The sequence below is a fragment of the Pseudomonas sp. X4 genome, assembly GCF_040784925.1.
Taxonomy (GTDB): Bacteria; Pseudomonadota; Gammaproteobacteria; order Pseudomonadales; family Pseudomonadaceae; genus Aquipseudomonas; species Aquipseudomonas putida_Z.
On sequence record NZ_CP160798.1, the window covers coordinates 2,520,495 to 2,542,500 of the forward strand.

20 protein-coding genes (1 of these 20 running past the window's edge) are annotated in these 22,006 nt (G+C 62.8%); 3 read left to right on the forward strand and 17 right to left on the reverse strand.

Annotation, left to right across the window (positions count from 1 at the left end; all coding sequences use genetic code 11):
• Position 1: 1 nt before the first annotated feature.
• The 7 genes from ABX298_RS11175 to ABX298_RS11205 all read right to left on the reverse strand — a co-directional run bounded on the left by ABX298_RS11175 (position 2) and on the right by ABX298_RS11205 (position 8,885).
• Positions 2-793, reverse strand: coding sequence for an ABC transporter ATP-binding protein (locus tag ABX298_RS11175; RefSeq protein ID WP_015268492.1), 792 nt, complete (start codon positions 791-793; stop codon positions 2-4).
• Positions 790-1,923, reverse strand: a complete 1,134-nt coding sequence (locus tag ABX298_RS11180; RefSeq protein WP_025337239.1) for an ABC transporter permease — start codon at positions 1,921-1,923, stop codon at positions 790-792. Before ABX298_RS11180 ends, ABX298_RS11175 begins: the two co-directional genes overlap by 4 nt.
• Positions 1,924-2,125: 202 nt before the next feature.
• Complete coding sequence (locus ABX298_RS11185; protein WP_025337240.1) at positions 2,126-3,148, reverse strand: DUF5924 family protein; 1,023 nt, start codon at positions 3,146-3,148, stop codon at positions 2,126-2,128.
• Positions 3,149-3,294: 146 nt separating this feature from the next.
• Positions 3,295-4,701 carry a pitrilysin family protein gene (locus ABX298_RS11190; RefSeq protein ID WP_075046868.1) on the reverse strand — a complete coding sequence of 469 codons (1,407 nt, stop codon included), beginning with the start codon at positions 4,699-4,701 and terminating at the stop codon, positions 3,295-3,297.
• Positions 4,702-4,731: 30 nt separating this feature from the next.
• On the reverse strand, positions 4,732-6,390 hold the full coding sequence (locus ABX298_RS11195; RefSeq protein ID WP_286100816.1) for a Na/Pi cotransporter family protein: 1,659 nt from the start codon (positions 6,388-6,390) through the stop codon (positions 4,732-4,734).
• Positions 6,391-6,735: 345 nt separating this feature from the next.
• Positions 6,736-7,506 (reverse strand): TerC family protein, encoded by a 771-nt coding sequence (locus ABX298_RS11200; RefSeq protein WP_025337243.1) that lies wholly within the window; start codon positions 7,504-7,506, stop codon positions 6,736-6,738.
• 71 nt (positions 7,507-7,577) lie between these two features.
• Positions 7,578-8,885 (reverse strand): CitMHS family transporter, encoded by a 1,308-nt coding sequence (locus tag ABX298_RS11205; protein WP_015268498.1) that lies wholly within the window; start codon positions 8,883-8,885, stop codon positions 7,578-7,580.
• 267 nt (positions 8,886-9,152) lie between these two features.
• Between ABX298_RS11205 and ABX298_RS11210 the strand changes: the two genes are divergently transcribed.
• Positions 9,153-9,554 (forward strand): GFA family protein, encoded by a 402-nt coding sequence (locus ABX298_RS11210; RefSeq protein WP_085619023.1) that lies wholly within the window; start codon positions 9,153-9,155, stop codon positions 9,552-9,554.
• Positions 9,555-9,680: 126 nt separating this feature from the next.
• Here ABX298_RS11210 and ABX298_RS11215 read toward each other — a convergent pair whose 3' ends face one another.
• From ABX298_RS11215 to ABX298_RS11260, 10 genes are all read right to left on the reverse strand, one after another.
• Positions 9,681-11,636 (reverse strand): DUF4105 domain-containing protein, encoded by a 1,956-nt coding sequence (locus ABX298_RS11215; protein WP_025337245.1) that lies wholly within the window; start codon positions 11,634-11,636, stop codon positions 9,681-9,683.
• Positions 11,633-11,953, reverse strand: a complete 321-nt coding sequence (locus ABX298_RS11220) for a DUF2388 domain-containing protein (RefSeq protein ID WP_003256970.1) — start codon at positions 11,951-11,953, stop codon at positions 11,633-11,635. The genes ABX298_RS11215 and ABX298_RS11220 overlap by 4 nt, the downstream gene beginning before the upstream one ends.
• A 36-nt stretch (positions 11,954-11,989) precedes the next feature.
• Entirely contained in the window at positions 11,990-12,283 is a 294-nt protein-coding gene (locus ABX298_RS11225) for a DUF2388 domain-containing protein (protein ID WP_025337246.1), read from the reverse strand.
• 88 nt (positions 12,284-12,371) lie between these two features.
• Positions 12,372-12,689, reverse strand: coding sequence for a DUF2388 domain-containing protein (locus ABX298_RS11230; RefSeq protein ID WP_025337247.1), 318 nt, complete (start codon positions 12,687-12,689; stop codon positions 12,372-12,374).
• A 307-nt stretch (positions 12,690-12,996) separates the two neighbouring features.
• Positions 12,997-13,212 carry a DUF1127 domain-containing protein gene (locus tag ABX298_RS11235; RefSeq protein WP_003256968.1) on the reverse strand — a complete coding sequence of 72 codons (216 nt, stop codon included), beginning with the start codon at positions 13,210-13,212 and terminating at the stop codon, positions 12,997-12,999.
• Between the two features lie 437 nt (positions 13,213-13,649).
• Positions 13,650-15,143, reverse strand: coding sequence for an acetyl-CoA hydrolase/transferase family protein (locus tag ABX298_RS11240; RefSeq protein ID WP_367394389.1), 1,494 nt, complete (start codon positions 15,141-15,143; stop codon positions 13,650-13,652).
• 186 nt (positions 15,144-15,329) lie between these two features.
• Positions 15,330-16,766 (reverse strand): NAD(P)(+) transhydrogenase (Re/Si-specific) subunit beta, encoded by a 1,437-nt coding sequence (locus ABX298_RS11245; RefSeq protein WP_367394390.1) that lies wholly within the window; start codon positions 16,764-16,766, stop codon positions 15,330-15,332.
• A 2-nt stretch (positions 16,767-16,768) separates the two neighbouring features.
• The gene (locus ABX298_RS11250; RefSeq protein WP_003256966.1) at positions 16,769-17,083 is read right to left on the reverse strand and encodes an NAD(P) transhydrogenase subunit alpha; all 315 of its coding nucleotides are present in this window, start codon (positions 17,081-17,083) and stop codon (positions 16,769-16,771) included.
• An 11-nt stretch (positions 17,084-17,094) separates the two neighbouring features.
• Positions 17,095-18,216, reverse strand: coding sequence for a Re/Si-specific NAD(P)(+) transhydrogenase subunit alpha (locus tag ABX298_RS11255; RefSeq protein WP_286100818.1), 1,122 nt, complete (start codon positions 18,214-18,216; stop codon positions 17,095-17,097).
• A gap of 437 nt (positions 18,217-18,653) precedes the next feature.
• Complete coding sequence (locus tag ABX298_RS11260) at positions 18,654-19,553, reverse strand: LysR family transcriptional regulator (protein ID WP_054572517.1); 900 nt, start codon at positions 19,551-19,553, stop codon at positions 18,654-18,656.
• A 161-nt stretch (positions 19,554-19,714) separates the two neighbouring features.
• On the opposite strand from ABX298_RS11260, the gene ABX298_RS11265 reads away from it, so the two are divergent.
• Positions 19,715-20,896, forward strand: a complete 1,182-nt coding sequence (locus tag ABX298_RS11265) for an acyl-CoA dehydrogenase (protein ID WP_003252907.1) — start codon at positions 19,715-19,717, stop codon at positions 20,894-20,896.
• Positions 20,897-20,910: 14 nt separating this feature from the next.
• On the forward strand, positions 20,911-22,006 hold the 5' portion of the coding sequence (locus ABX298_RS11270; RefSeq protein ID WP_367394391.1) for a CaiB/BaiF CoA transferase family protein. The gene runs 125 nt beyond the window's last position; only the first 1,096 of its 1,221 coding nucleotides appear in the window; it begins with the start codon at positions 20,911-20,913; its stop codon lies beyond the right edge, outside the window.

Sequence of the window (22,006 nt, forward strand, 5' to 3'; positions counted from 1 at the left end):
CTCAGCGCTCCTGCCCGGCACGGGTGGCGGCCTGCTCGGCTGCGCGCCCGCGTGGGCCATGAAAGTATTCTTGAATCCAGGCGTCGTTGGTCTGCTCGACCTCGGCCAGTGGGCCGGCCACCAGGACCTTCTTCTGCGACAGCACGGCGATGCGGTCGGTAATGGTGTATAGGGTGTCGAGGTCGTGGGTGATGAGGAACACCGACAGGCCCAGGGCATCGCGCAGGGTCAGGATCAACTGGTCGAAGGCGGCGGCGCCGATCGGGTCCAGGCCGGCGGTGGGTTCGTCGAGGAACAGAATGTCCGGGTCCAGTGCCAGGGCCCGGGCCAGCGCGGCGCGCTTGATCATGCCCCCCGACAGCGAGGCCGGGTACTTGTCAGCGGCCGAGATCGGCAGCCCGGCCAGGGCCAGCTTCACTCCGGCCAGGTGCTCGGCATCGGCGCGGGACAGCCCGGCGTGCTCGATCAGCGGCAACGCCACGTTTTCGGTGACGGTCAGCGAAGAGAACAGCGCGCCCTTCTGGAACAGCACGCCGAAGCGCCGCTCGACCAGTGAACGCTGCTCTTCGCGCAGGCCGGCCAGGTCCTGGCCGAACACCTTGATCTGCCCTTCGTCGGGCCGCCGCAGGCCGACGATGCTGCGCAGCAGCACCGACTTGCCGCTGCCCGACCCGCCGACCACGGCGAGGATCTCGCCGCGATACAGGTCGAGGTCGAGGTTTTCGTGCACGCTCTGGCGGCCAAAGCGGTTGCAGATGCCGCGGGCCTCGATCACGCGTTCCTGGCCACTCACCAGCCCATCTCCATGAAGAACAGTGCGGCCACCGCATCCAGCACGATGACCACGAATATCGACTGCACCACCGCTGAGGTGGTGTGTGCGCCCACCGATTCGGCGCTACCGCTGACCTTGAAGCCTTCCAGGCAGCCGATGGCTGCGATCAGGAAGGCGAAGAACGGTGCCTTGGCCAGGCCGACCAGGAAGTGCTGCACGCCGATGTCGCTTTGCAGCAGCGACAGGAACATGGCTGGCGAGATGTCCAGTGACAGCGCGCACACCACCGCACCGCCGACGATGCCGCAGATCATCGCGATGAAGGTCAGCAAGGGCAGCGAAATCAACAGCGCCAGTACGCGCGGCACCACCAGCATCTCCATGGGGTTCAGGCCAAGGGTGCGGATGGCATCGATTTCCTCGTTGGCCTTCATCGAGCCGATCTGCGCGGTGAACGCGCTGGCGGTGCGGCCGGCCATGAGGATAGCGGTGAGCAGCACGGCGAACTCGCGCAGGAACGAGAATGCCACCAGGTCGACGGTGAAGATGGTCGCGCCGAAATCGGCCAGCACCGTGGCGCCGAGGAAGGCCACTACCGCGCCCACCAGGAAGGTCAGCAGGGCGACGATGGGCGCGGCGTCCAGGCCGGTCTGTTCGATGTGCGCCACGACCGGGGTGAAGCGCCAACGATGAGGTTGCAGGGCGCGGCGCAGCAGGGTTTCGAGGATCAGGCCAACGAAGCCGAGCACCTGCATGGTGTCTTGCCACAAGGTACCGACGGCGCAGCCGATGCGTTCCAGCAGCAACAGCAGCACGTTACGCTCGGGCTCCTTGACCGGGATGCAGTAGTCCTGCACCGAGCAGTAGACGTTCTTGAGCAGGGCGCGGCTGGCTTCGGGCAGGCCGTGGGTGCAGCGCGACAGGCGCTCGGAGCCGAGCAGTTCGGCCAGCAGCGAGGCACCGGCGGTATCCAGGCGGCCCAGTTGGCTGAGGTCGGCGACGGTATCGGCAGCGTATTGCGCGCGCAGGCGCTCGCTCTCACGCTTGAGGCTGGCGTAGTGCGCCAGAGTCCAGTCACCGGTAATGCGCAGGCAGGCTGGTTGGCTACTGGTGTCCAGGGTGGCGCTGGGGGTGGTCATCGGCTCCATGCTACTGACTCGGCGCTAAGGCTTAGGGCCTGATCATAGCGCAGCGGGCATGGGCTGTTTGGTGATTATGTGCTGTCTTCACGGACCTTGGGGGCTGCTTTGCAGCCCATCGCCGGCAAGCCAGCTCCCACATGGAGCGGGTTGTCGCTGGCCCTGTGGGAGCTGGCTGGCCGGCGATGGGCCTCAAAGCGGCCCCTTTCACTCACCCCGCGGGCGCTTCGTCGACCACCTTGAAGCGCAGCACGCCGATGACCTGCCCATCTTCGGTCAGTACCCTCACCTGCCACTTGCCCACCGGGTTCGGCGGGAAGTTCTGCTTGTGGGTCCAGGCCCGGTAGCCTTCCTTGCGCCCGCCGTGGATGTCCAAGGCAATGCGGTCGACTTCCTGGCCGTCCTTTTGCCACACATGGTAGATCCGCTCGTTCAGGCCGCGTGGCGCGTTGATCGCGGTATAGGCGTACAGGCCGCTGCTACGGATGCGGCTGGCAGCAATTTCGTCCAGCGAATCGCCCGGCTGGCGGTTCAGCACTTCGGTGCTTACTGCCACTTCGGTCATCCACAGGGTCGCTGGCGGCACCCAGGAACGCAGCAGCCAGCCCCCGCCGCCGACCGACAGGGTGACCAGCACCAGGGCCACGGCGCGGCGCCAGTTGTTGATCGGGAAGCTGCTGGCCAGGCTGGGGAACGACAGGGCCATGGCTGCAATCAGGGCCAGCTTGAAGCTTTGCGCTGTGGTCAGGTGGAGGATGATCGGCAGCGCGGTCAGCAGGGCGGCGAACAGGGTCAGGGTATGCAGCGCCAGGAACAGCCAGCGCCGCGGTGCCAGCCACTTGTAGTACAGCGGGTCGATGATCGAAATCAGCCCGGCGGCACCGAGCAGGCCGGTGAACACCAGTTGGCCGCTGTTCCAGGTGGTGGTAATGAAGAAGAACGGCAGTACGAAGAACAGTGATTCCTGGTGGATCATCTGCGTCGCGTAGCGCAGCAATGGCTGCGGTATTTCGCGGTTGAAGGTGCGCGCGAACAGGCCGGTGAGGGTGTTTTCCAGCATCAGCCAGAGCCAGCTGACCAGCATGAGCACAGCTACCCAGCTGGCCAGGCCAGCCTGGCGGTCGACCAGGATGAAACTGCCGATGCCGGAGAGGAAACCACCGAGCGCGATGATGCCGGGGTAGCGTTTGAGCAGTTCGATGATGCGCTGGACGATGTGGGGGATTTGGGGCATTGGGGGCTACAACAGAATGGGTGAGGTGACTGTGCTGGCCTCTTCGCGGGCGCGCCCGCTCCCCACAGGGTCCGGGTTGTCACTGACCCTTGTGGGAGCGGGCGTGCCCGCGAAGAGGCCGGTACTGGCAAAAGGATACCGTCGTTTCACTGCTCGCGTGTAGCACCGCTCGGTTTTTCCGGACCATGCCGACGCCAGCGCAACAGCCCCGCTGCCAGGATCAGCCCCAACAGCAAGGCAACCAGCCCGTAGAGCTCATCATAGCCAAGTAATGGTTTCTCGATACGCACATAGCCATCTTCCTTGAGCAGTTCCTTCAGCGCCTCGTTGGCCTGCGCCAGGCTGACCTGGCGCAGCTTGCGCACCGGGTTGACGAAGCGCCCGTCGCTATAGTCGTTCAGCGCGCCCCAGTAGTAGTCGGCCAAGGCACTGTTGCCCTGGGTGCTCCAGCTTTCCTTGGCGACGCTGGCGTACTTGATGCGCTCGAAGGTATCCGGGTCGAGGCCTTCCTTGCGCAGGTGGTTGAACAATTTCTGCATCACCTCGACCGCCTGGTCGATATCCTCGCGCTCCAGGTCGGCATTGAGGCTTAGCAGGCCGGTGTCGCCAAAGCTTTCGCGTTTTGCCGAAGGGCCGTAGGACAACCCGTTGCGCAGGCGCAGCTGGTCGTACAGCGCCCAGTCCAGGTAGTGCGACAGCAGGTCGAGGGTGGCCTGGTGGTCGTTGTCCAGCACCGGCTCGACGAACAGCCAGTGCAGCTTGACGCTGTCGCCCAGCCAGCCGCGGGTCAGGTCGCGGCGCTGTGCAGCTTGCTGGCCGATGCTTTCCAGGGTGCGGCGTTCCTCCGGCTCGGTGGCGGGCAGTTCGCCAAAGGTGCGCTCCAGGTAGGCCGGCAGCAGGCGGTCGAGGCCGCCGACCACGATCAGGGTCATGTTGTTGGCCGCGTACCAGCGGTCACGCAAGGTGTTCACCTGCTCCAGGGTCATGTCGTCGAGGTTGGAGCGCTCCGGGCATTTCAGGCCCAGCTCGGTGGCCAGCTGGTCACTGGCGGGGTGGCCGATGTCCTGGCGGTCGAGCCAGCGCTGCAGGTGGCCATAGTGGCCGCCATCCTCGCGCTCGATGATGCGCTTGGCGGTGGCCAGGGCCTTGGCATCGATGCGGGTGTCGTGGATCACCGCCAGCAGCAGGTCGAGGATTTTGCGCTGGTTGCGCGCCGGGGCTTCGATGACGAAGGTGGTGTCGGCGCTGCTGGTGTAGGCGTTCCACTCGCCTCCCAGCGATTGCAGGCGCTCTTCCAGGCCGCCCTCGCCAGTTTCGTCGATGCCGCTGAACAGCAGGTGTTCGAGCAGGTGCGGCAGCTCTTTCTGCTCACAACTGAAGTCATCCAGGCCGACGCCGACCACCAGGCGAATCGCCACATGGTCACGTTCATAACCGTTTTTCAGGATGACCTGCAGGCCGTTGGGCAACAGGTAACCTTCAACCCGCGAGCGGTCGAGGGCGAATGAGGGCAGGCTGCAGATCAGCAGGCAAACGAACATCAGGCAACGCATGGGCGAGCTTGGGTCCTCAGGTAGGCGAAATCACGGCAGACGGGCTTCGTCCGGCACGCTGTCGAGCATCAGCCCGCCCGTGTCCGAGCCGCCCAGTACCACATAGGCACTGCTACAGAACAAAGAGTTCAACCGTTTCATGTCGGCGATCAGCTCCAAGTGTAGCGAACTGGTCTCGATACTTTGCACTACCTTGCGCTGCAAGCGGCTGACATGGGCGTGGGCAAGGCGCCGTTCCTGGGCGCGAAAACGGCGTTTTTCCCGCAGCAGCAAGCGGGCGCTTTCCGGGTCGGCGCTGAGAAACACCGACAAGCCCAGGCGCAGGTTGGCCAGCAGCTGTTCCTGCAAGCCGGTCAGCTCTTCCAGGCCCACCTGGGAAAACTCCCGGCGTTGGCTGGTTTTCTGCTGTTGGACCTTGCGCAGCATGCGCTCGATCAGGTCGCAGGCCAGCTTGAGGTTGATCGCCAGTTCAATGATTTCTGCCCAGCGGCGGTTGTCCTGTTCGCTGAGGTCTTCACGCGACATCTGCGCCAGGTACAGCTTGATCGCGCTGTACAAGGCTTCGGCGTCCTCGCCGAGGGCGCGGACCTGCTGCGGCAAGGCGGCCTGGGTACCGCGCAGGGCACCGAGCATGGCTTCGAGCAGGCTGTCGACGATATCGCCCAGGCGCAGGGTTTCGCGGGAGGCGTTGGCCAGGGCCAGGCTGGGTGTTTCCAGCGCCGAGGTGTCGAGATGGCGCGGGCGAATCTGGCCGTTGCCGTTTTCCCGTTCGGGCAGCAGGGTGTTGCACAGCCGGCCCATGGGTTTGACCGTGGGCAGCATGATCAGGCAACGCAGCGTGTTGTAGAGCAGGTGGAAGCCGATGACCAGCTCCTGTGGGCTGAAGCTCAGTGAGTCCATCCAGCTCACCAGCGGGTGCAGCACGGGAATAATCAGCAGCAGGCCGATCAGCTTGTACAGCAGGCTGCCCAGAGCCACTCGGCGCCCGGCGGCGTTTTGCATGCTGGTGCTGATGAAGGCCAGCAGCCCGCTACCGATGTTGGCGCCCACCACCAGGCCGATGGCCACCGGCAGGCTGATCACTTCGGCACCGGCCAGTGTTGCGGTGAGCAGCACGGCCGCCAGGCTGGAATAGGAAATCATGGCGAACAGAGCGCCGACCAAGGCGTCGAGCATGATGTCACCGGTCAGCGAGGCGAACAGCACCTTCACACCTTGGGCGTGGGTAATCGGCGTAGCTGCCTGCACGATCAGCTCCAATGCCAGGATGATCAGGCCAAGCCCGATGCCTACCCTGCCCAGCTGGCCGGCCCTCGTCTGTTTGCGTGAGAGGAAGAAGATAACACCCAGGAAGATCAGCAGCGGCGACAGCCAAGACAGGTCCAGGGTCAGCACCCGGGCCATCAGCGCGGTACCCACGTCGGCGCCGAGCATGATTGCCAAGGCCGGGGTCATGGCCATCAGGCCCTGGCCGACGAACGAGGTGACGAGCATGGCGGTGGCGTTGCTGCTTTGCACCATGGCCGTGACCAGAATGCCTGCGACGAACGCCAGCGGGCGTTTGCTCATGTTCTGGCTGATGATGCGCCGCAGGCTCGAGCCGAATACCCGAAGGATGCCGGTACGCACGATGTGGGTGCCCCAGACCAGAAGCGTAACGGCCGAGAGCAGGTTGAGCAGGGTCAGCATGGCGACGGCCCCCTGTTGCATTGGCCCAGAGGGCCAAGAGACGAAGCGTGAGCGTTTGAAGAATTTTCAGTGCTCACTCAAAGCTTTAGTTGTTTTGCGGAGCTGTCGCCAGCTTCGCATGGCTGCCATTTATTTGAAACACACTGGAAATGAATGATTGCCTGTGCCGGCCTCTTCGCGGGCACGCCCGCTCCCACAGATACCACACCACCCTCAGGGCCTGTGATATCCCTGTGGGAGCGGGCGTGCCCGCGAAGAGGCCAGTACAGCAAATGGCAGAATTCAGTAATCCGGGCATGAAAAAGGGCCCAGCGAAGGGCCCTTTGTGTCCTGCACTTCCTGATCTTATTGACCCGGAATGTCCTTGCGCAGTTTCACCGGTTCATGCTCTTTGCCGTTCTTGCGGGCCAAGGCAGTGCGCATGCGGATGTTGATGGCTTCCACCGCCAGCGAGAACGCCATGGCGAAGTAGACGTAGCCCTTTGGTACATGCACGTCGAAAGCTTCGGCGATCAGCACGGTACCGACCACGATCAGGAACGATAGTGCGAGCATCTTCAGCGACGGGTGCTTGTCGATGAAGTCGCTGATGGTGCCGGCGCACAGCATCATCACCAGCACGGCGACGATGATCGCGGCGATCATTACCGGTACGTGGGACACCATGCCCACCGCAGTGATCACCGAGTCCAGCGAGAACACGATGTCGATGATGGCGATCTGGATGATGGTATAGAAGAACTTGCCACCCGCGCCTTTCGGCTCTTCCGGGTTCTCGTCCTCGCCTTCCAGGCCGTGATAGATCTCTTGCGAGCTTTTCCACAGCAGGAACAGGCCACCAAAGAACAGGATCAGGTCTCGGCCGGAGATGCCCTGGCCCAGGACCACGAACAGGTCGGCGGTAAGGCGCATGACCCAGGTGATCGACAGCAGCAGCATGATACGGGTGACCATGGCCAGGGCCAGACCGAAGATCCGGGTGCGCGGCTGCATGTGCTTGGGCATGCGGCTGACCAGAATCGAGATCATGATGATGTTGTCGATACCGAGGACGATCTCAAGCGCGGTAAGGGTGAAAAAGGCAACCCAGATTTCCGGGCTGGTCAGCCATTCCATGTGTTTTCCTTCGAACGGTAAAGGCGACGCGCCCGGATCAGGGCGCGTCGCGTTAGGGAAATACGCGTTTATTAAAGACTACTGAACAGCGGGAAAATGCCCATCAGCAGCGCGGCGAGCATTATGCACAGGCACACCAGCACTGCCCACTTCAAGGTGAAGCGCTGATGATCGCCGAACTCGATGCCTGCCAGGGCCACCAGCAGGTAGGTGGAGGGTACCAAGGGGCTGAGCAGGTGTACCGGTTGCCCGACGATCGACGCACGGGCCATTTCCACCGGGCTGATGCCGTAGTGGCTGGCAGCTTCGGCCAGCACCGGCAGCACGCCATAGTAGAACGCGTCGTTGGACATGAAGAAGGTGAACGGCATGCTCACGATCGCGGTGATCACCGCCAGGTATGGGCCCAGCGCCTCGGGGATGACCGACAGCAGGCTCTTGGACATGGCGTCGACCATGCCGGTGCCCGACAGGATGCCGGTGAAGATGCCGGCGGCAAAGATCAGCCCGGTGACCGCCAACACGCTGCCGGCGTGGGCGGCGATGCGGTCTTTCTGCTGCTGCAGGCACGGGTAGTTGACGATCATGGCGATGCTGAAGGCGATCATGAACAGCACTGGCAGCGGCAGCACGCCGGCAATCAGCGCGACCATCAGGGCAGCGGTCAGGGCGCCGTTGAAGTACAGCAGTTTTGGCCGGCGCGCGTCCGGGTACTGCGAAACAGTGATTTCGCTGTGGTCGATGTCGTCGGTGGGCAGGTGCAACTCGCCCAGGCGGGCACGTTCGCGCTTGCCGTACATGTAGGCGATGGCCAGGATCGCCAGCACGCCGAACAGCATGGCCGGGATCATCGGCACGAAGATGTCCGACGGGTCCACGTGCAGGGCGCTGGCGGCGCGGGCGGTCGGGCCACCCCAGGGGGTCATGTTCATCACCCCGCCGGCGAGAATGATCAGGCCGGCCATGATCCGCGGGCTCATGCCCAGGCGGCTGTACATCGGCAGCATGGCGGCGCAGCAGATCATGTAGGTGGTGGCGCCGTCACCGTCGAGCGAGACCACCAGGGCCAGTACTGCGGTGCCGACGGAGACTTTCAGCGGGTCACCCTTGACCAGCTTGAGGATCTTGCGCACGGCCGGGTCGAACAGGCCGGAGTCGATCATCAGGGCGAAATAGAGGATGGCGAACATCAGCATCACGCCGGTAGGTGCGAGCTTGCTGATGCCCTCGAGCATCATCGGGCCAATCTTGGCGGAAAAACCGCCGAACAGGGCGAACAGGATCGGTACCAGGATCAGCGCGATCAAGGCCGACAGGCGCTTGGTCATGATCAGGTACATGAAGGTGATGACCATGGCAAAGCCGAGGAAGGTCAGCATGGCAATACTCCAGGCGTGGCGCGGCGAAAGGAACGTCGATTCGGGCGGATCAGCGCGTTTGGCGCTGTGCGGGGAGCATGCGGAGGGGGGCTACGGAAAGTCGGGCACAGGAATACATCAGAATCACCATTGTTGTTGTTGATTGGGCCGGGCGCGGTGGTTACCGGGTGCCCTGGCTGACCGGTCTTGTGCCGGTAGTGGGGGCTATCCTATGAGGGCAAGCTTTCAGCCAGCTTTCGCCGAAGCAAAGGCGACGAGAGGTAGGTGATGCAGGATGTGACCGAGGGTGGCTGCCATTGTGGCGCCTTGCGTTATCGGTTGGAGGGCGACCTGACAGACATTGCCCATTGCCATTGTTCGATCTGCCGGCGGGTCAGTGGCGGGCTGGTGGTGACCTGGCTCACCGTGCCCCGCTCGGGGTTCCGGTGGCTTGCGGGCGAGCCGAACTGCTATGTGGCGCCGGCCAGTTGCAGCCGGTACTTCTGCGGGCATTGTGGGGCGCACGTGGCGTTGGTGACTACACATAGCCCGGAGACGGTGGATGTGACGGTGGCGACTCTGGACCACCCGGAACGGGTCAGGGCCAACCGGCATATCTGGGTGGGTAGCCGGTTGCCTTGGTTGCATCTGGACGAGGATTTGCCTTCGGAGGCGGAGGAGAACCTGTAAGAGATTGTGTTGGTGCTGCTGGCCCTATCGCCGGCAAGCCAGCTCCCACAGGTACCCCACCACCTTCAGACCTGTGGGGATCTTGTGGGAGCTGGCTTGCCGGCGATAGGGCCGGTACAGCCGTACTTACAACTGCAGGCCACCTGCAGCCTTGTGCAATGCCCGCAGATGCTCGCCCACCTGCTTCACGTTGGCTTCCACCGCCGCAATCTCCCTGGCCCGCGACGGCTCCAGCAGCGCCCTCACCTCTTTGTCCAGGCTTGTGCTCAAGCGCAGCAATTGCGCTTGCCGCTCGCTGCTGACTTGCTCCAGGTGCTTGCGCTCCTGCGGCTGCGGCAGCCCGTAGCCCTTGCTATCGAGCAACTCTGCCGGGCGGCTGAGGAAGCCACTGTTGGCAAGCATCTGCCTGAGGGTCGCATCGGCCTTGCTGACGCTACCATCGTTCAGCGCGGCGGCGTTCAGGTAGCGCTGCTTGACTTCGTCCTGGGCCAGCAGCAGTTGCCGGCGCAAGCTGGCCTGTTCAAGCAGCAGCAAGGCGGCGCTGGTGCGCAGGTCGGCCTGGGCGAACCAGCCCCGCCGTTGCTCGGCGTCAAGGGCCAGCCAGTCCTCGACCTTGTCCTGCTTGATTGGCAACTGTTTCTTCAACACCTCGAACATGGCCTGGTAACGGTCGCGGTAGGAGTCGAAGCGATAACCCAGGCGCAGCGCCTCGCGGGGGTCGTCGAGCACGCTGGTGTCGGCGAGCCCCCTGCCCTTGAGCACAGCCAGCAAGCCGTTGGGCATGATGCTGTCGAGGTCGTTCAGGCGTGGGTTGGCGGTGCCGCTGCGCAGCAGCTTCAACGACTCTACTGCGCAGTTGTTGGACAGGAACCAGTAGTTGCCATCGTAGCTCCAGTGCATTTCGGCGGCCTGACGCACCAGGTTCTCGATCTCGTCGCGGTCGAGCCGCAAGGGCACCGACGCCAAACTGCGCAGTTCGGTCTTGGTGTACTCGTCGATCACCTGGCCCAGCGGCAGCACGAACAGGCGCGAGGGGTAGGCACCGACCAGGCCGTCCCAGCTGGAAAGCTGCACATCGTTGACGAAGGCGCGGTACGACAGCACCAGGCTCTGGTCGAGGTCCAGGCGGCAGTCCGGCCCGCGCGGGCGGCCCGGCTTGCAGATCACCAGGCGCAGCATGCTGTGGCCCCAGCGGCTGACCAGGTTCTGGTTGGCTTCGGCCAGCAGGTAGTCCACCTCATAGACCCGCTCGGGGTCGATTTCGCCCAGCGGTTGGCGGGCGAAGTCGCTGCCGGCATTGATGAACGGCAGGCCCTTGGCGCAGCTGTCCTGCTGCGGTGCCCAGCCGAAGTGTTCGCGCAGGTACTGGTTCAGCGCCGGACGGCGGCAGCCGTAGCTCGGGTCGAGGAGGAAGTACTCCATGTTGACCGCGATGTACTCCTTGGGGCTGCTCAGTTCATAGCTGTCGGGGCTGCGCACGAACTGGCCGTTGTGCTGCTCGCGCTCGCCGCGTCGGCCCACGTACTGCTGCCAGCCGGCCAGGTCGAGCAGGCGCGGGTCGTCGCTGAGGGTGAAGCGGCGCTCGGCCTGGCCACGGCATGCTTCGGGCAGGCCGACCTTGCCCAACGTACCTTGCTGGCGCTTGCAACGGGCGATCAGCGCGTTCTCGGCGCTGGGCCACAGCCGGGCACGGTCGTAGATATGGGTGAGTTCGTGCAGCACGGTGGCCAGCAGTTCTTCCCGCACCGTGCCATGCGGGCGGTTGGTGCGCTCGGTGGCAGCACTGCCATCGGTGAGGCTGGGCAGCAGGCGGCGATTGAGTTCGAGGGTAGATACCAGCGATGCCTGGCCATAGGCGTCGGCCTGCATGTTGTCGCTCCAGCTGACCCGCACCCGGCGATTCAGCTGTTGCTTGAAGCGAGGGGGCAGCTTGCCCATGGCTTCGTCGAGCAGAGCCTGAGTGGCTTGGGCCTGCTGCGAGTCAAGGCCGGACGCCTGCAGCTCGAGCTGCAGGTCGGCCAGGGCGGGCGTGCCGAGCAGCGTCAGGGCGCAGCCGAGCAGCCAGGCGCGCACGCGGTTCACAGCGCGAGGATGGCTTCAGCCAGTACCTGGTCGCTGGCGTCGCGCGCTTGCGGCACGCGCTCGCGCAGGGTGTTGAAGGCGGCCTCGAGCTGGGCGCCGCGGATGTCACCGTTGCTGGCGACAAAGCTGGCGGCGTCGTCATGGGCTTCGCGCACCACTTTGGAATCGCGGATCGAGGTGGTGGTGTCAGAGGTGAAATCGATTGAACGGCCAAAGGCTCGCACGATGATATTGCTGGTGGCCACCAGGGTCTGTGCCTGGGCCAGGTCGGCCAGCAGCAGCATGCCGAGGGTAGCGGCAATCAGCGGTTTACGCATGGAGCATCTCCGAAAAATACAGGGAGTCAGATGTAATCATTGGACGAGAATTGCCTGCGCCAGTTCCAGATCGCCGACGGTATGCCGTGCGCAATTGTGGCGTAGTGATTCCAGTGCTGCCTCCAGCCGCGCACCGCGGATCTGGCCGTCGCTGGCGACGAAGGCAGCGGCATCATCCTGGGCCTGGCGGACCAGCTTGCGGTCGAACGGTGCGGTGGTGACCTGGCTGGTGACATAGCCGGTGATGACCAGGCTTTGCGTAGTGGTATCCATGGCATGGGCACTGGCCATGCCAACAACGGAGAACAGCAACGGCAACAGATAACGCATGGGCTCTACAACAGCTGGAAACGTGGGCGGCAATGGTGAGTACGGCTGTGCTGGTGGTGACCAGCACAGCTGAACGGCTCAGCCGGGGTCAGAGCGCCAGGATGGCCTGGGCCAGTTGCGCGTCGCTGGCCTGCAGGGCTGGCATCTGCGAGCGGATGTGCAGGAAAGCGCTTTCCAGCTTGGCGCCGCGGATGTCGCCCTGGCTGCCAACGAAGCTGGCGGCGTCGTCTCGGGCGGCCTGGACGATCTTGTCGTCACGGAACGAGGAGGAAATATCGGAAGTGGCATCGGTGGACGCGGCCACTGCGCCAACGACGGCATCGGTGGTGACAACGAAGCTGGTGGCGTTTGCGGTGCCGGCCAGGCTCAGCATCAGGGCGGCGCCAATCAGGTATTTACGGGACATGATCGTGGACTCCTGGACTAGGGTCGGGTGGTTCTGCTTTATCGGACGCTCGCACAGCTCGTCGCGGTACTTTTTCAACAGTGCGTTCTACCAGACTGTCACGCCAAGCGTATCACGCGCCGGTGTTTCTGGATGTTAATGAACAGCGCACCAATAAACTGTTCTGGTTTGTTTTATGATTTTACAAACTGTACAGGTCCGCCTGCAAAAGGCTCTGGCATGCCGCCTGCAAACAAAAAACCCGTCGCAGTCACCTGCAACGGGTTTCGGGAATTCGCGGTGCCGGCCGAAGCCGGCAAGCCGGAGCTTAGCGCCAGAAAGGCTTGCTCAGCTCTTCGTAACGCTGCGACTCGCTGATACCGGCGTCGGCCAGCAGGCGGGCGTCCAGGCGAGCCAGTTGACGGCGGCTGGCCATGCGGCGCTGCCACAGCAGCAAGGTGGACAGAGCGCGCAGCGGCAGCGAAGCGTTGGATTGTTGGGCGTTGCTTTCAAAAACCAGACCGGAACTGAGGGTACGTTCCATGATGTTTCATCCTTCCGCTTATGGCGGGATTAGGTAGTGATTTAACTGATGCCAATGATCCTCCTCTGTCGTCCATAACAGTAGATACAGTTCGGTTGAAAGACGATGGTCCAGTTAACTGTGTAACCCTACTGTTGCACTCGAAACTGGCGTAACTGTACTGGTGTGCACTTATTTGGTGCACTTTGATTTGATGAAGAGGATTTCTCATCCGGGAAGGCGCAAAAACACCAGTACAGTAGTACAGATTCTGTTGCAGATTGCGGCGGGAGTGTATCGATGAAAGGGTTTGACTGTTATGACCCCTTCGCGGGCTTGCCCGCTCCTACAAGGTAAAGTGCTGCCCTTGAGGGTTGCACATGACCTGTGGGAGCGGGCAAGCCCGCGAATAGGCCGGAACAGCGGAAGCAGGGCCGCCGTTCCGTACCACATCTGTATCAGCTAGCCAGCATGCGCCCGGTTTCTTCCAGGTTCTCGTGCCAGCTCAGGGCTTCGCGCAGGATGTGCGGGGTGTGGCCGCCACGCTGGCAGGCGCGATCGAAGTAGTCGTTCAGCGCTGCGCGGTAGTCCGGGTGCACACAGTTGTCGATGATCGCCCGGGCGCGCTCACGTGGCGCCAGGCCACGCAGGTCGGCCAGGCCTTGCTCGGTGACCAGGATGTCAACGTCGTGCTCGGTATGGTCGACATGGCTGACCATCGGCACCACGCTGGAAATCGCGCCACCCTTGGCAATCGACTTGGTGACGAACACGGCCAGGTGGGCGTTACGGGCGAAGTCACCCGAGCCGCCGATGCCGTTCATCATCTTGGTGCCGCAGACATGGGTGGAGTTGACGTTGCCGTAGATGTCGAACTCCAGCGCGGTATTGATACCGATGATGCCCAGGCGACGGACCACTTCCGGGTGGTTGGAAATTTCTTGCGGGCGCAGAACCAGCTTGTCCTTGTAACGCTCCAGGTTGCCGAACACATCGGCGTTGCGGCGGGTCGACAAGGTGATCGAGCTGCCCGAGGCGAAGCTCAGCTTGCCGGCGTCGATCAGGTCGAAGGTGGAATCCTGCAGTACTTCGGAGTACATGGTCAGGTCTTCGAACGGCGACTCGATCAGGCCGCACATCACTGCGTTGGCGATGCTGCCGATACCGGCCTGCAGCGGGCCAAGCTTGTTGGTCATGCGGCCAGCTTCGACTTCTTTCTTGAGGAATTTGATCAGGTGGTCGGCGATGCCCTGGGTTTCGTCATCCGGCGGCAATACGGTGGACGGCGAGTCCGGCTGGTCGCTGATGACGATGCCGACGATCTTGGCCGGGTCGATCGGGATGGCGGTGCTGCCGATACGGTCGTCGACCTTGACCAGCGGGATTGGCGTGCGGGTCGGGCGGTAGGTCGGGATATAGATGTCGTGCAGGCCTTCGAGGTTGGTGTTGTGCGAGAGGTTGATCTCGACAATTACCTGCTTGGCGAAGATCGCGAAGCTGGCCGAGTTGCCCACCGAGGTGGTTGGCACGATGTGGCCCTGCTCGGTGATGGCCACGGCTTCGATGACCGCGATGTCCGGCAGCTTCAGCTGTTGGTTGCGCAGCTGCTCGACGGTTTCCGACAGGTGCTGGTCGATGAACATCACCTGGCCGTCGTTGATGGCCTTGCGCAGGGTGCTGTCGACCTGGAACGGCATGCGGCGAGCCAGCACGCCGGCCTCGGTCAGTTGCTTGTCCAGGTCGTTGCCCAGGCTGGCGCCGGTCATCAGGCTGATTTTCAGTGGCGACTGCTTGGCACGTTCGGCCAGTGCATGTGGTACGGCCTTGGCTTCGCCGGCGCGGGTGAAACCGCTCATGCCGACGGTCATGCCGTCCTCGATCAGACCAGCGGCATCAGCCGCACTCATTACCTTGCTGTGCAGGGAGGACAAGCGGATACGATCACGGTACATGGATTGTTATCTCGGGCTACTGAAACTACTGCAGCGCAGTCTAGAGACTTCGCCCCTTGCCGTCCCACGACCATGGTCGTATGAGAAGCCTTGGAATAGAGCCGTTGATCCGGATCAATAAAAGAAAAGCCCCGGCAGATTCTGACCGGGGCTTCCTTTATATCAGCTGGTTTGCAGCGGCCGTTGTCACTCCACCGCCTTGACCATGTCTTCGATGACCTTCTTGGCGTCGCCGAACACCATCATGGTCTTGTCGAGGTAGAACAGTTCGTTGTCCAGGCCGGCATAGCCGCTGGCCATGGAGCGCTTGTTGACGATGATGGTCTTGGCCTTGAACGCTTCGAGGATTGGCATGCCGGCGATCGGCGACTTGGGATCGTTCTTCGCCGCTGGGTTGACCACATCGTTGGCGCCCAGCACCAGCACCACATCGGCCTGGCCGAACTCGGCGTTGATGTCTTCCATCTCGAATACCTGGTCGTATGGCACTTCGGCCTCGGCCAACAGCACGTTCATGTGCCCGGGCATACGGCCCGCCACCGGGTGGATCGCGTACTTCACGGTCACGCCGTTGTGGCTCAGCTTCTCGGTCAGCTCCTTCAGCGCGTGCTGGGCGCGAGCCACCGCCAGGCCGTAACCCGGGACGATGATCACGCTGTCGGCGTTGCTGAGCAGGAAGGTGGCATCGTCGGCAGAGCCGGACTTCACCGGGCGCTGCTCTTTGGAGCCTTGCGCCGCGCCGGCATCGGCATCACCACCGAAGCCACCGAGGATGACGTTGAAGAACGAACGGTTCATTGCCTTGCACATGATGTACGAGAGGATGGCACCGGACGAGCCGACCAGGGACCCTGCAATGATCAGCATCGAGTTGTTCAGCGAGAAGCCGATACCGGCCGCTGCCCAGCCCGAATAGCTGTTGAGCATCGACACCACCACCGGCATGTCGGCGCCCCCGATCGGAATAATGATCAGCACGCCCATGATGAAAGCCAAGACCAGCATCAGGGTGAAGGCACTGTAGTGGCCAGTGAAGGTGAACAGCAGGCCCAGGGCAATGGTGGTCAGGCCGAGGATCAGGTTCAGCTTGTGCTGGCCGGCGAACTGTACCGGTGCGCCCTGGAACAGGCGGAACTTGTACTTGCCCGACAGCTTGCCGAAGGCGATCACCGAGCCGGAGAAGGTAATGGCACCGATGGCTGCGCCGAGGAACAGTTCCAGGCGGTTGCCGGTGGGGATCGGGTCGCTCATGGCGGCAACGATGCCCATCGATTGCGGTTCCAGCACCGCGGCGATAGCGATGAACACCGCTGCCAGGCCGATCATGCTGTGCATGAAGGCGACCAGTTCCGGCATCTTGGTCATCTCGACGCGCTTGGCCATGATCGAGCCGGCGGTGCCGCCGACCAGCAGGCCAACGAGGACGTAGCCGATGCCGGCGGTGGCAAGCTCGGCCCCGAGCTTATAAATGAGACCGACCGTAGTGACGATGGCGATACCCATGCCGATCATGCCGAACAGGTTGCCGCGCCGCGAGGTAGTCGGGTGCGACAGGCCCTTGAGCGCCTGGATGAAGCACACCGAGGCGACGAGGTAGAGGAGCGTTACCAGATTCATGCTCATGCTTACTTCTGCGCCTCGTTCTTGGTTTTCTTCTTGAACATCTCAAGCATGCGACGGGTGACCAGGAAGCCACCGAACACGTTGACCGCGGCCAGGGCCACCGCCAGGGTGCCCATCAGCTTGCCGGCCGGGGTCACCGTCAGGGCGGCGGCCAGCATGGCGCCGACGATGACGATCGCGGAGATGGCGTTGGTCACGGCCATCAGCGGCGTGTGCAGTGCCGGGGTGACGTTCCACACCACGTGGTAGCCCACATAGATGGCCAGCACGAAGATGATCAGGTTGTAGATGCCATGGGAAATCAGCATGTCTTCCATTGTCGTGCTCCTTAGCCGTTCTTGCGGACGACCTGACCATCACGGCACATCAGGCAGGCCGCGACGATGTCGTCTTCGAGGTTGATGACCAGCGCGCCGTCCTTGTCGAACAGCAGCTTCATGAAGTCCAGCAGGTTGCGTGCATACAGTGCCGAGGCATCGGCGCCCACCTGGGCCGGCAGGTTGGTCGGGCCGACGATGATCACGCCGTTCTCCTTTACCACCTGGTCGGCGACGGTCAGTGGGCAGTTGCCGCCTTGGGCTGCTGCGAGGTCGATGACCACCGAGCCGGGCTTCATCTGCGCGACGGTTTCGGCGCTGAGCAGGGTCGGCGCCTTGCGCCCCGGGATAAGCGCAGTGGTAATGACGATATCCGCCTGCTTGGCGCGCTCGTGCACGGCCTGGGCCTGGCGTTGCATCCAGCTGGCCGGCATCGGCCGGGCATAACCGCCGACACCTTCGGCGCACTCGCGCTCTTCATCGGTTTCGTAGGGTACGTCGATGAACTTGGCGCCCAGCGACTCGATCTGCTCCTTCACGGCCGGGCGTACGTCGGACGCCTCGATCACTGCGCCCAGGCGCTTGGCCGTGGCAATGGCCTGCAGGCCGGCAACGCCCGCGCCCAGGATCAGCACGCGCGCGGCCTTGACGGTACCGGCGGCGGTCATGAGCATGGGCATGAAGCGTGGGTAGTGATGGGCAGCCAGCAACACCGCCTTGTAACCGGCGATGTTGGCCTGCGACGACAGCACGTCCAGGCTCTGCGCCCGCGAGGTGCGCGGCGCGGCTTCCAGGGCGAACGCGGTAATGCCGCGCTCGGCCATCTTGCCGATCAGCTCGCTGTTGAAGGGGTTGAGCATGCCCACCAGGAGGCTGCCACTGTTGATCAGGGCCAGTTCCTGGTCGTTGGGGGCGACCACTTTGAGCACCAATTGGGCGCCGTAGGCATCGGCTGCACTCCCCAGGGAAGCACCCACGGCCTCATAGGCACTGTCCGGAATGCTGGCATTGAGCCCTGCCCCCCGTTGGACGGTGACCTGATGGCCCTGGCCAATCAGTTTCTTGATGGTTTCCGGGGTCGCAGCGACCCTTGTCTCACCGGTCTGCGTCTCGAGAGGAACACCAATGTGCACGACTATTTCTCCTGCGGTGACCTTTTGTCTTTTTAAAAGCCAGCGCACTTCGGATGGTGCGCTGGGGCGGCTGTGGAGCGCCGACCCGCCGAATCCCGGGCGGGCGAAGCATTTTGCAGACGAAGCCAGAGGCCTTCAACCGGTTCTGGAGCGAAACGAAGTCAAAACTACAAGTCACCCTGTGACCGTATGTCGCAACGGTCAGGCTGCAGCCCGTCAAACATAGGCTATTGGCAGATTAGGAGAAAAAAACAAAAATTTTGCGATCAATTCGCTTACGGCTTGGTGAATGTCGCAAAATAACCCGCTAAGCCGCGCCGTAAGCAGGGTTAAAGCGGATTTTTGCACCCTGCATAACAGTTTATGTAGATGCGACAAATACATATATCTGTAGGTGTTCAAAATAATTGACTACGGAGTCAATTTATCGCGCTTGCTCACGTCTTGGCCGTGTACGCTTGGGCCTGGCTTACCAGCCAGTCACGGAAGGCGCGCAGCGAAGCCGACTCCACCTTGCGCTCCGGAATCATCAGATAGTAGGCCTTGTCACTACTCAGGGCATGCCTGTTAGCGACCACCAACCTACCCTCCTCCAACTCCCGCTGGATCAGGAACGGCGGAATCAGCGCGATGCCCATCTCATGCATGGCCGCCTGGGCGAGCATCGAGAATAGTTCATAGCGCGGGCCTGTCATGTCGCGTTCCACATTCATGCCGACACTGCCGAACCATTGCCGCCAGGCATAGGGGCGCGTGCTCTGCTGCAGCAGTGGCAGTTGGGCAATACGCTGAGCGTCGAGTGTGCCCTGCCCACCCAGCAGCGCCGGGCTGCACACCGGTACCGGGTTTTCCCCCATCAGCCGGTGCGATTGGGTGCCGGACCAGTCGGCATCGCCGAAGTAGATAGCGGCATCGAAGGTGGTGTCGGCAAACAGGAAGGGCCGGGTGCGGTTGGTGAGGTTGACCGTGACCTCCGGGTGGCGCTGCTGGAAGTCCTTGAGCCGCGGTAGCAGCCATTGGGTGCCGAAGGTGGGCACCACGGCCAGCTCGATCACGTTGGCGCCCTGCTGGCGCATTACCGACAAGGTGTCGCGCTCTACCGCGTCCAGTTGGGCGGCCACCTGACGGCTGTAGGAAAGGCCGGCTTCGGTCAGTTTCACGCCGCGGCGCGAGCGGCGGAACAGTTCCACATTGAGGAAGGCTTCCAGGCCGCCTATCTGCCGACAGACGGCACCCTGGGTCAGGGCGAGTTCCTGGGCGGCCTTGGTAAAGCTCTCGTTGCGCGCCGCCGCCTCGAAGCAAACCAGGGCGGCGGTACTGGGGATCTTGCGGCGCATGTACGTCAACCTCACTCGTAAGGCTGTCAATATGGCGTTTTGCCGATTTACGAAGTGACAAATTATCACTAATTGGTGCGCAATCCTCGTTTGTCCCGGCGGCCGATCAGGCCTAGGCTCAAAGGCACAAGAAACTGCCCCCTATTTCGAGGATTTCGCTCATGGCCGGTAAAGCAAGCTTCAACTGGATCGACCCGCTGCTGCTCGATCAGCAGCTCACTGAAGAAGAGCGCATGGTGCGTGACAGCGCTTATCAGTTCGCCCAGGACAAGCTGGCCCCGCGTGTGCTCGAGGCCTTCCGTCATGAACAGACCGACCCGGCAATCTTCCGTGAAATGGGTGAGGTCGGGTTGCTGGGCGCCACCATTCCCGAGCAATACGGTGGCAGTGGCCTGAACTACGTGTGCTATGGCCTGATTGCTCGCGAGGTAGAGCGCATCGACTCGGGTTACCGCTCGATGATGAGCGTGCAGTCGTCGCTGGTGATGGTGCCAATCAACGAGTTCGGTACCGAGGCACAAAAGCAGAAGTACCTGCCCAAGCTGGCCAGCGGCGAGTGGATCGGTTGCTTCGGCCTGACCGAGCCCAACCATGGTTCCGACCCGGGTTCGATGATCACCCGTGCCCGGAAGGTCGACGGCGGCTACCGCCTGACCGGCAGCAAGATGTGGATCACCAACAGCCCTATCGCCGATGTATTCGTGGTCTGGGCCAAGGACGATGCGGGTGATATCCGCGGCTTTGTTCTGGAAAAGGGTTGGCAAGGTCTCAGTGCGCCGGCGATTCACGGCAAGGTTGGCCTGCGCGCCTCGATCACTGGCGAAATCGTCATGGACAACGTGTTCGTGCCGGAGGAGAACATCTTCCCGGATGTACGCGGCCTCAAAGGCCCGTTCACCTGCCTGAACTCCGCCCGCTATGGCATCTCGTGGGGTGCGCTGGGCGCTGCGGAAGCCTGCTGGCACACCGCGCGTCAGTACACCCTGGACCGTCAGCAATTCGGTCGCCCGTTGGCTGCCAACCAGCTGATCCAGAAGAAGCTGGCCGACATGCAGACCGAAATCACCCTGGCGCTACAGGGCTGCCTGCGCCTGGGGCGGATGAAGGACGAAGGCACGGCTGCAGTGGAGATCACGTCGATCATGAAGCGCAACTCCTGTGGCAAGGCGCTGGATATTGCCCGCATGGCGCGTGACATGCTGGGTGGCAATGGCATTTCCGATGAGTTCGGCGTGGCTCGTCACCTGGTCAACCTGGAGGTGGTCAACACCTATGAAGGTACTCACGATGTGCATGCACTGATCCTGGGGCGTGCGCAGACCGGCATCCAGGCCTTCTATTGATAAGGAGCCAGCCCATGGGCGCGCTATCACATCTGCGGGTGCTGGACCTTTCTCGCGTGTTGGCCGGCCCATGGTCTGGCCAGATTCTCGCTGACCTTGGTGCCGATGTGATCAAGGTCGAGCGCCCTGGCAGTGGTGACGATACCCGCTCGTGGGGGCCGCCCTTCCTCAAGGATCCCGAGGGTGAGAACACCAGTGAGGCGGCCTATTACCTGTCGGCCAACCGCAACAAGCGCTCGGTTACCATCGACTTCACACAGGCCGAGGGGCAGCGCCTGGTGCGTGAGTTGGCGGCGAAGTCCGATATCGTCATCGAAAACTTCAAGGTTGGTGGGTTGGCTGCCTATGGCCTGGACTACCAGAGCCTGAAGGCGATCAACCCGCGGCTTATCTATTGCTCCATCACCGGGTTCGGCCAGACCGGGCCTTATGCCAGGCGCGCGGGTTATGACTTCATGATCCAGGGGTTGGGCGGGCTGATGAGCCTGACCGGCCGCCCGGAAGGTGAAGAAGGTGCGGGGCCGGTCAAGGTAGGGGTGGCGCTGACCGACATCCTTACCGGGTTGTATTCCACGGTGGCGATCCTCGCTGCCCTCGCCCATCGCGAGCAGACCGGGGTGGGCCAGCATATCGACATGGCGTTGCTCGATGTGCAGGTGGCCTGCCTGGCGAACCAGGCGATGAACTACCTGACCACGGGCAACCCGCCTCGTCGCCTGGGTAATGCGCACCCCAATATCGTGCCTTATCAGGATTTTCCGACGGCGGATGGCGACTTCATCCTTACCGTGGGCAACGATAGCCAGTTCCGCAAGTTCGCCGAGGTGGCCGGGCAGCCGCAGTGGGCGGACGACCCGCGTTTCGTTACCAACAAGCTGCGGGTTGCCAACCGGGCCGAGCTGATTCCTCTGATTCGCCAGGCCACGGTGTTCAAGACCACAGCGGAGTGGGTGAGCCAACTGGAGGCTGCAGGGGTGCCGTGCGGGCCTATCAATGACCTGGCGCAGATGTTCCGGGACCCGCAGGTGCTGGCGCGCGGATTGGCGGTGAGCATTCCGCATCCGTTGGCGGGGAGTGTGCCGCAGGTGGCGAGCCCGATACGGTTGTCGG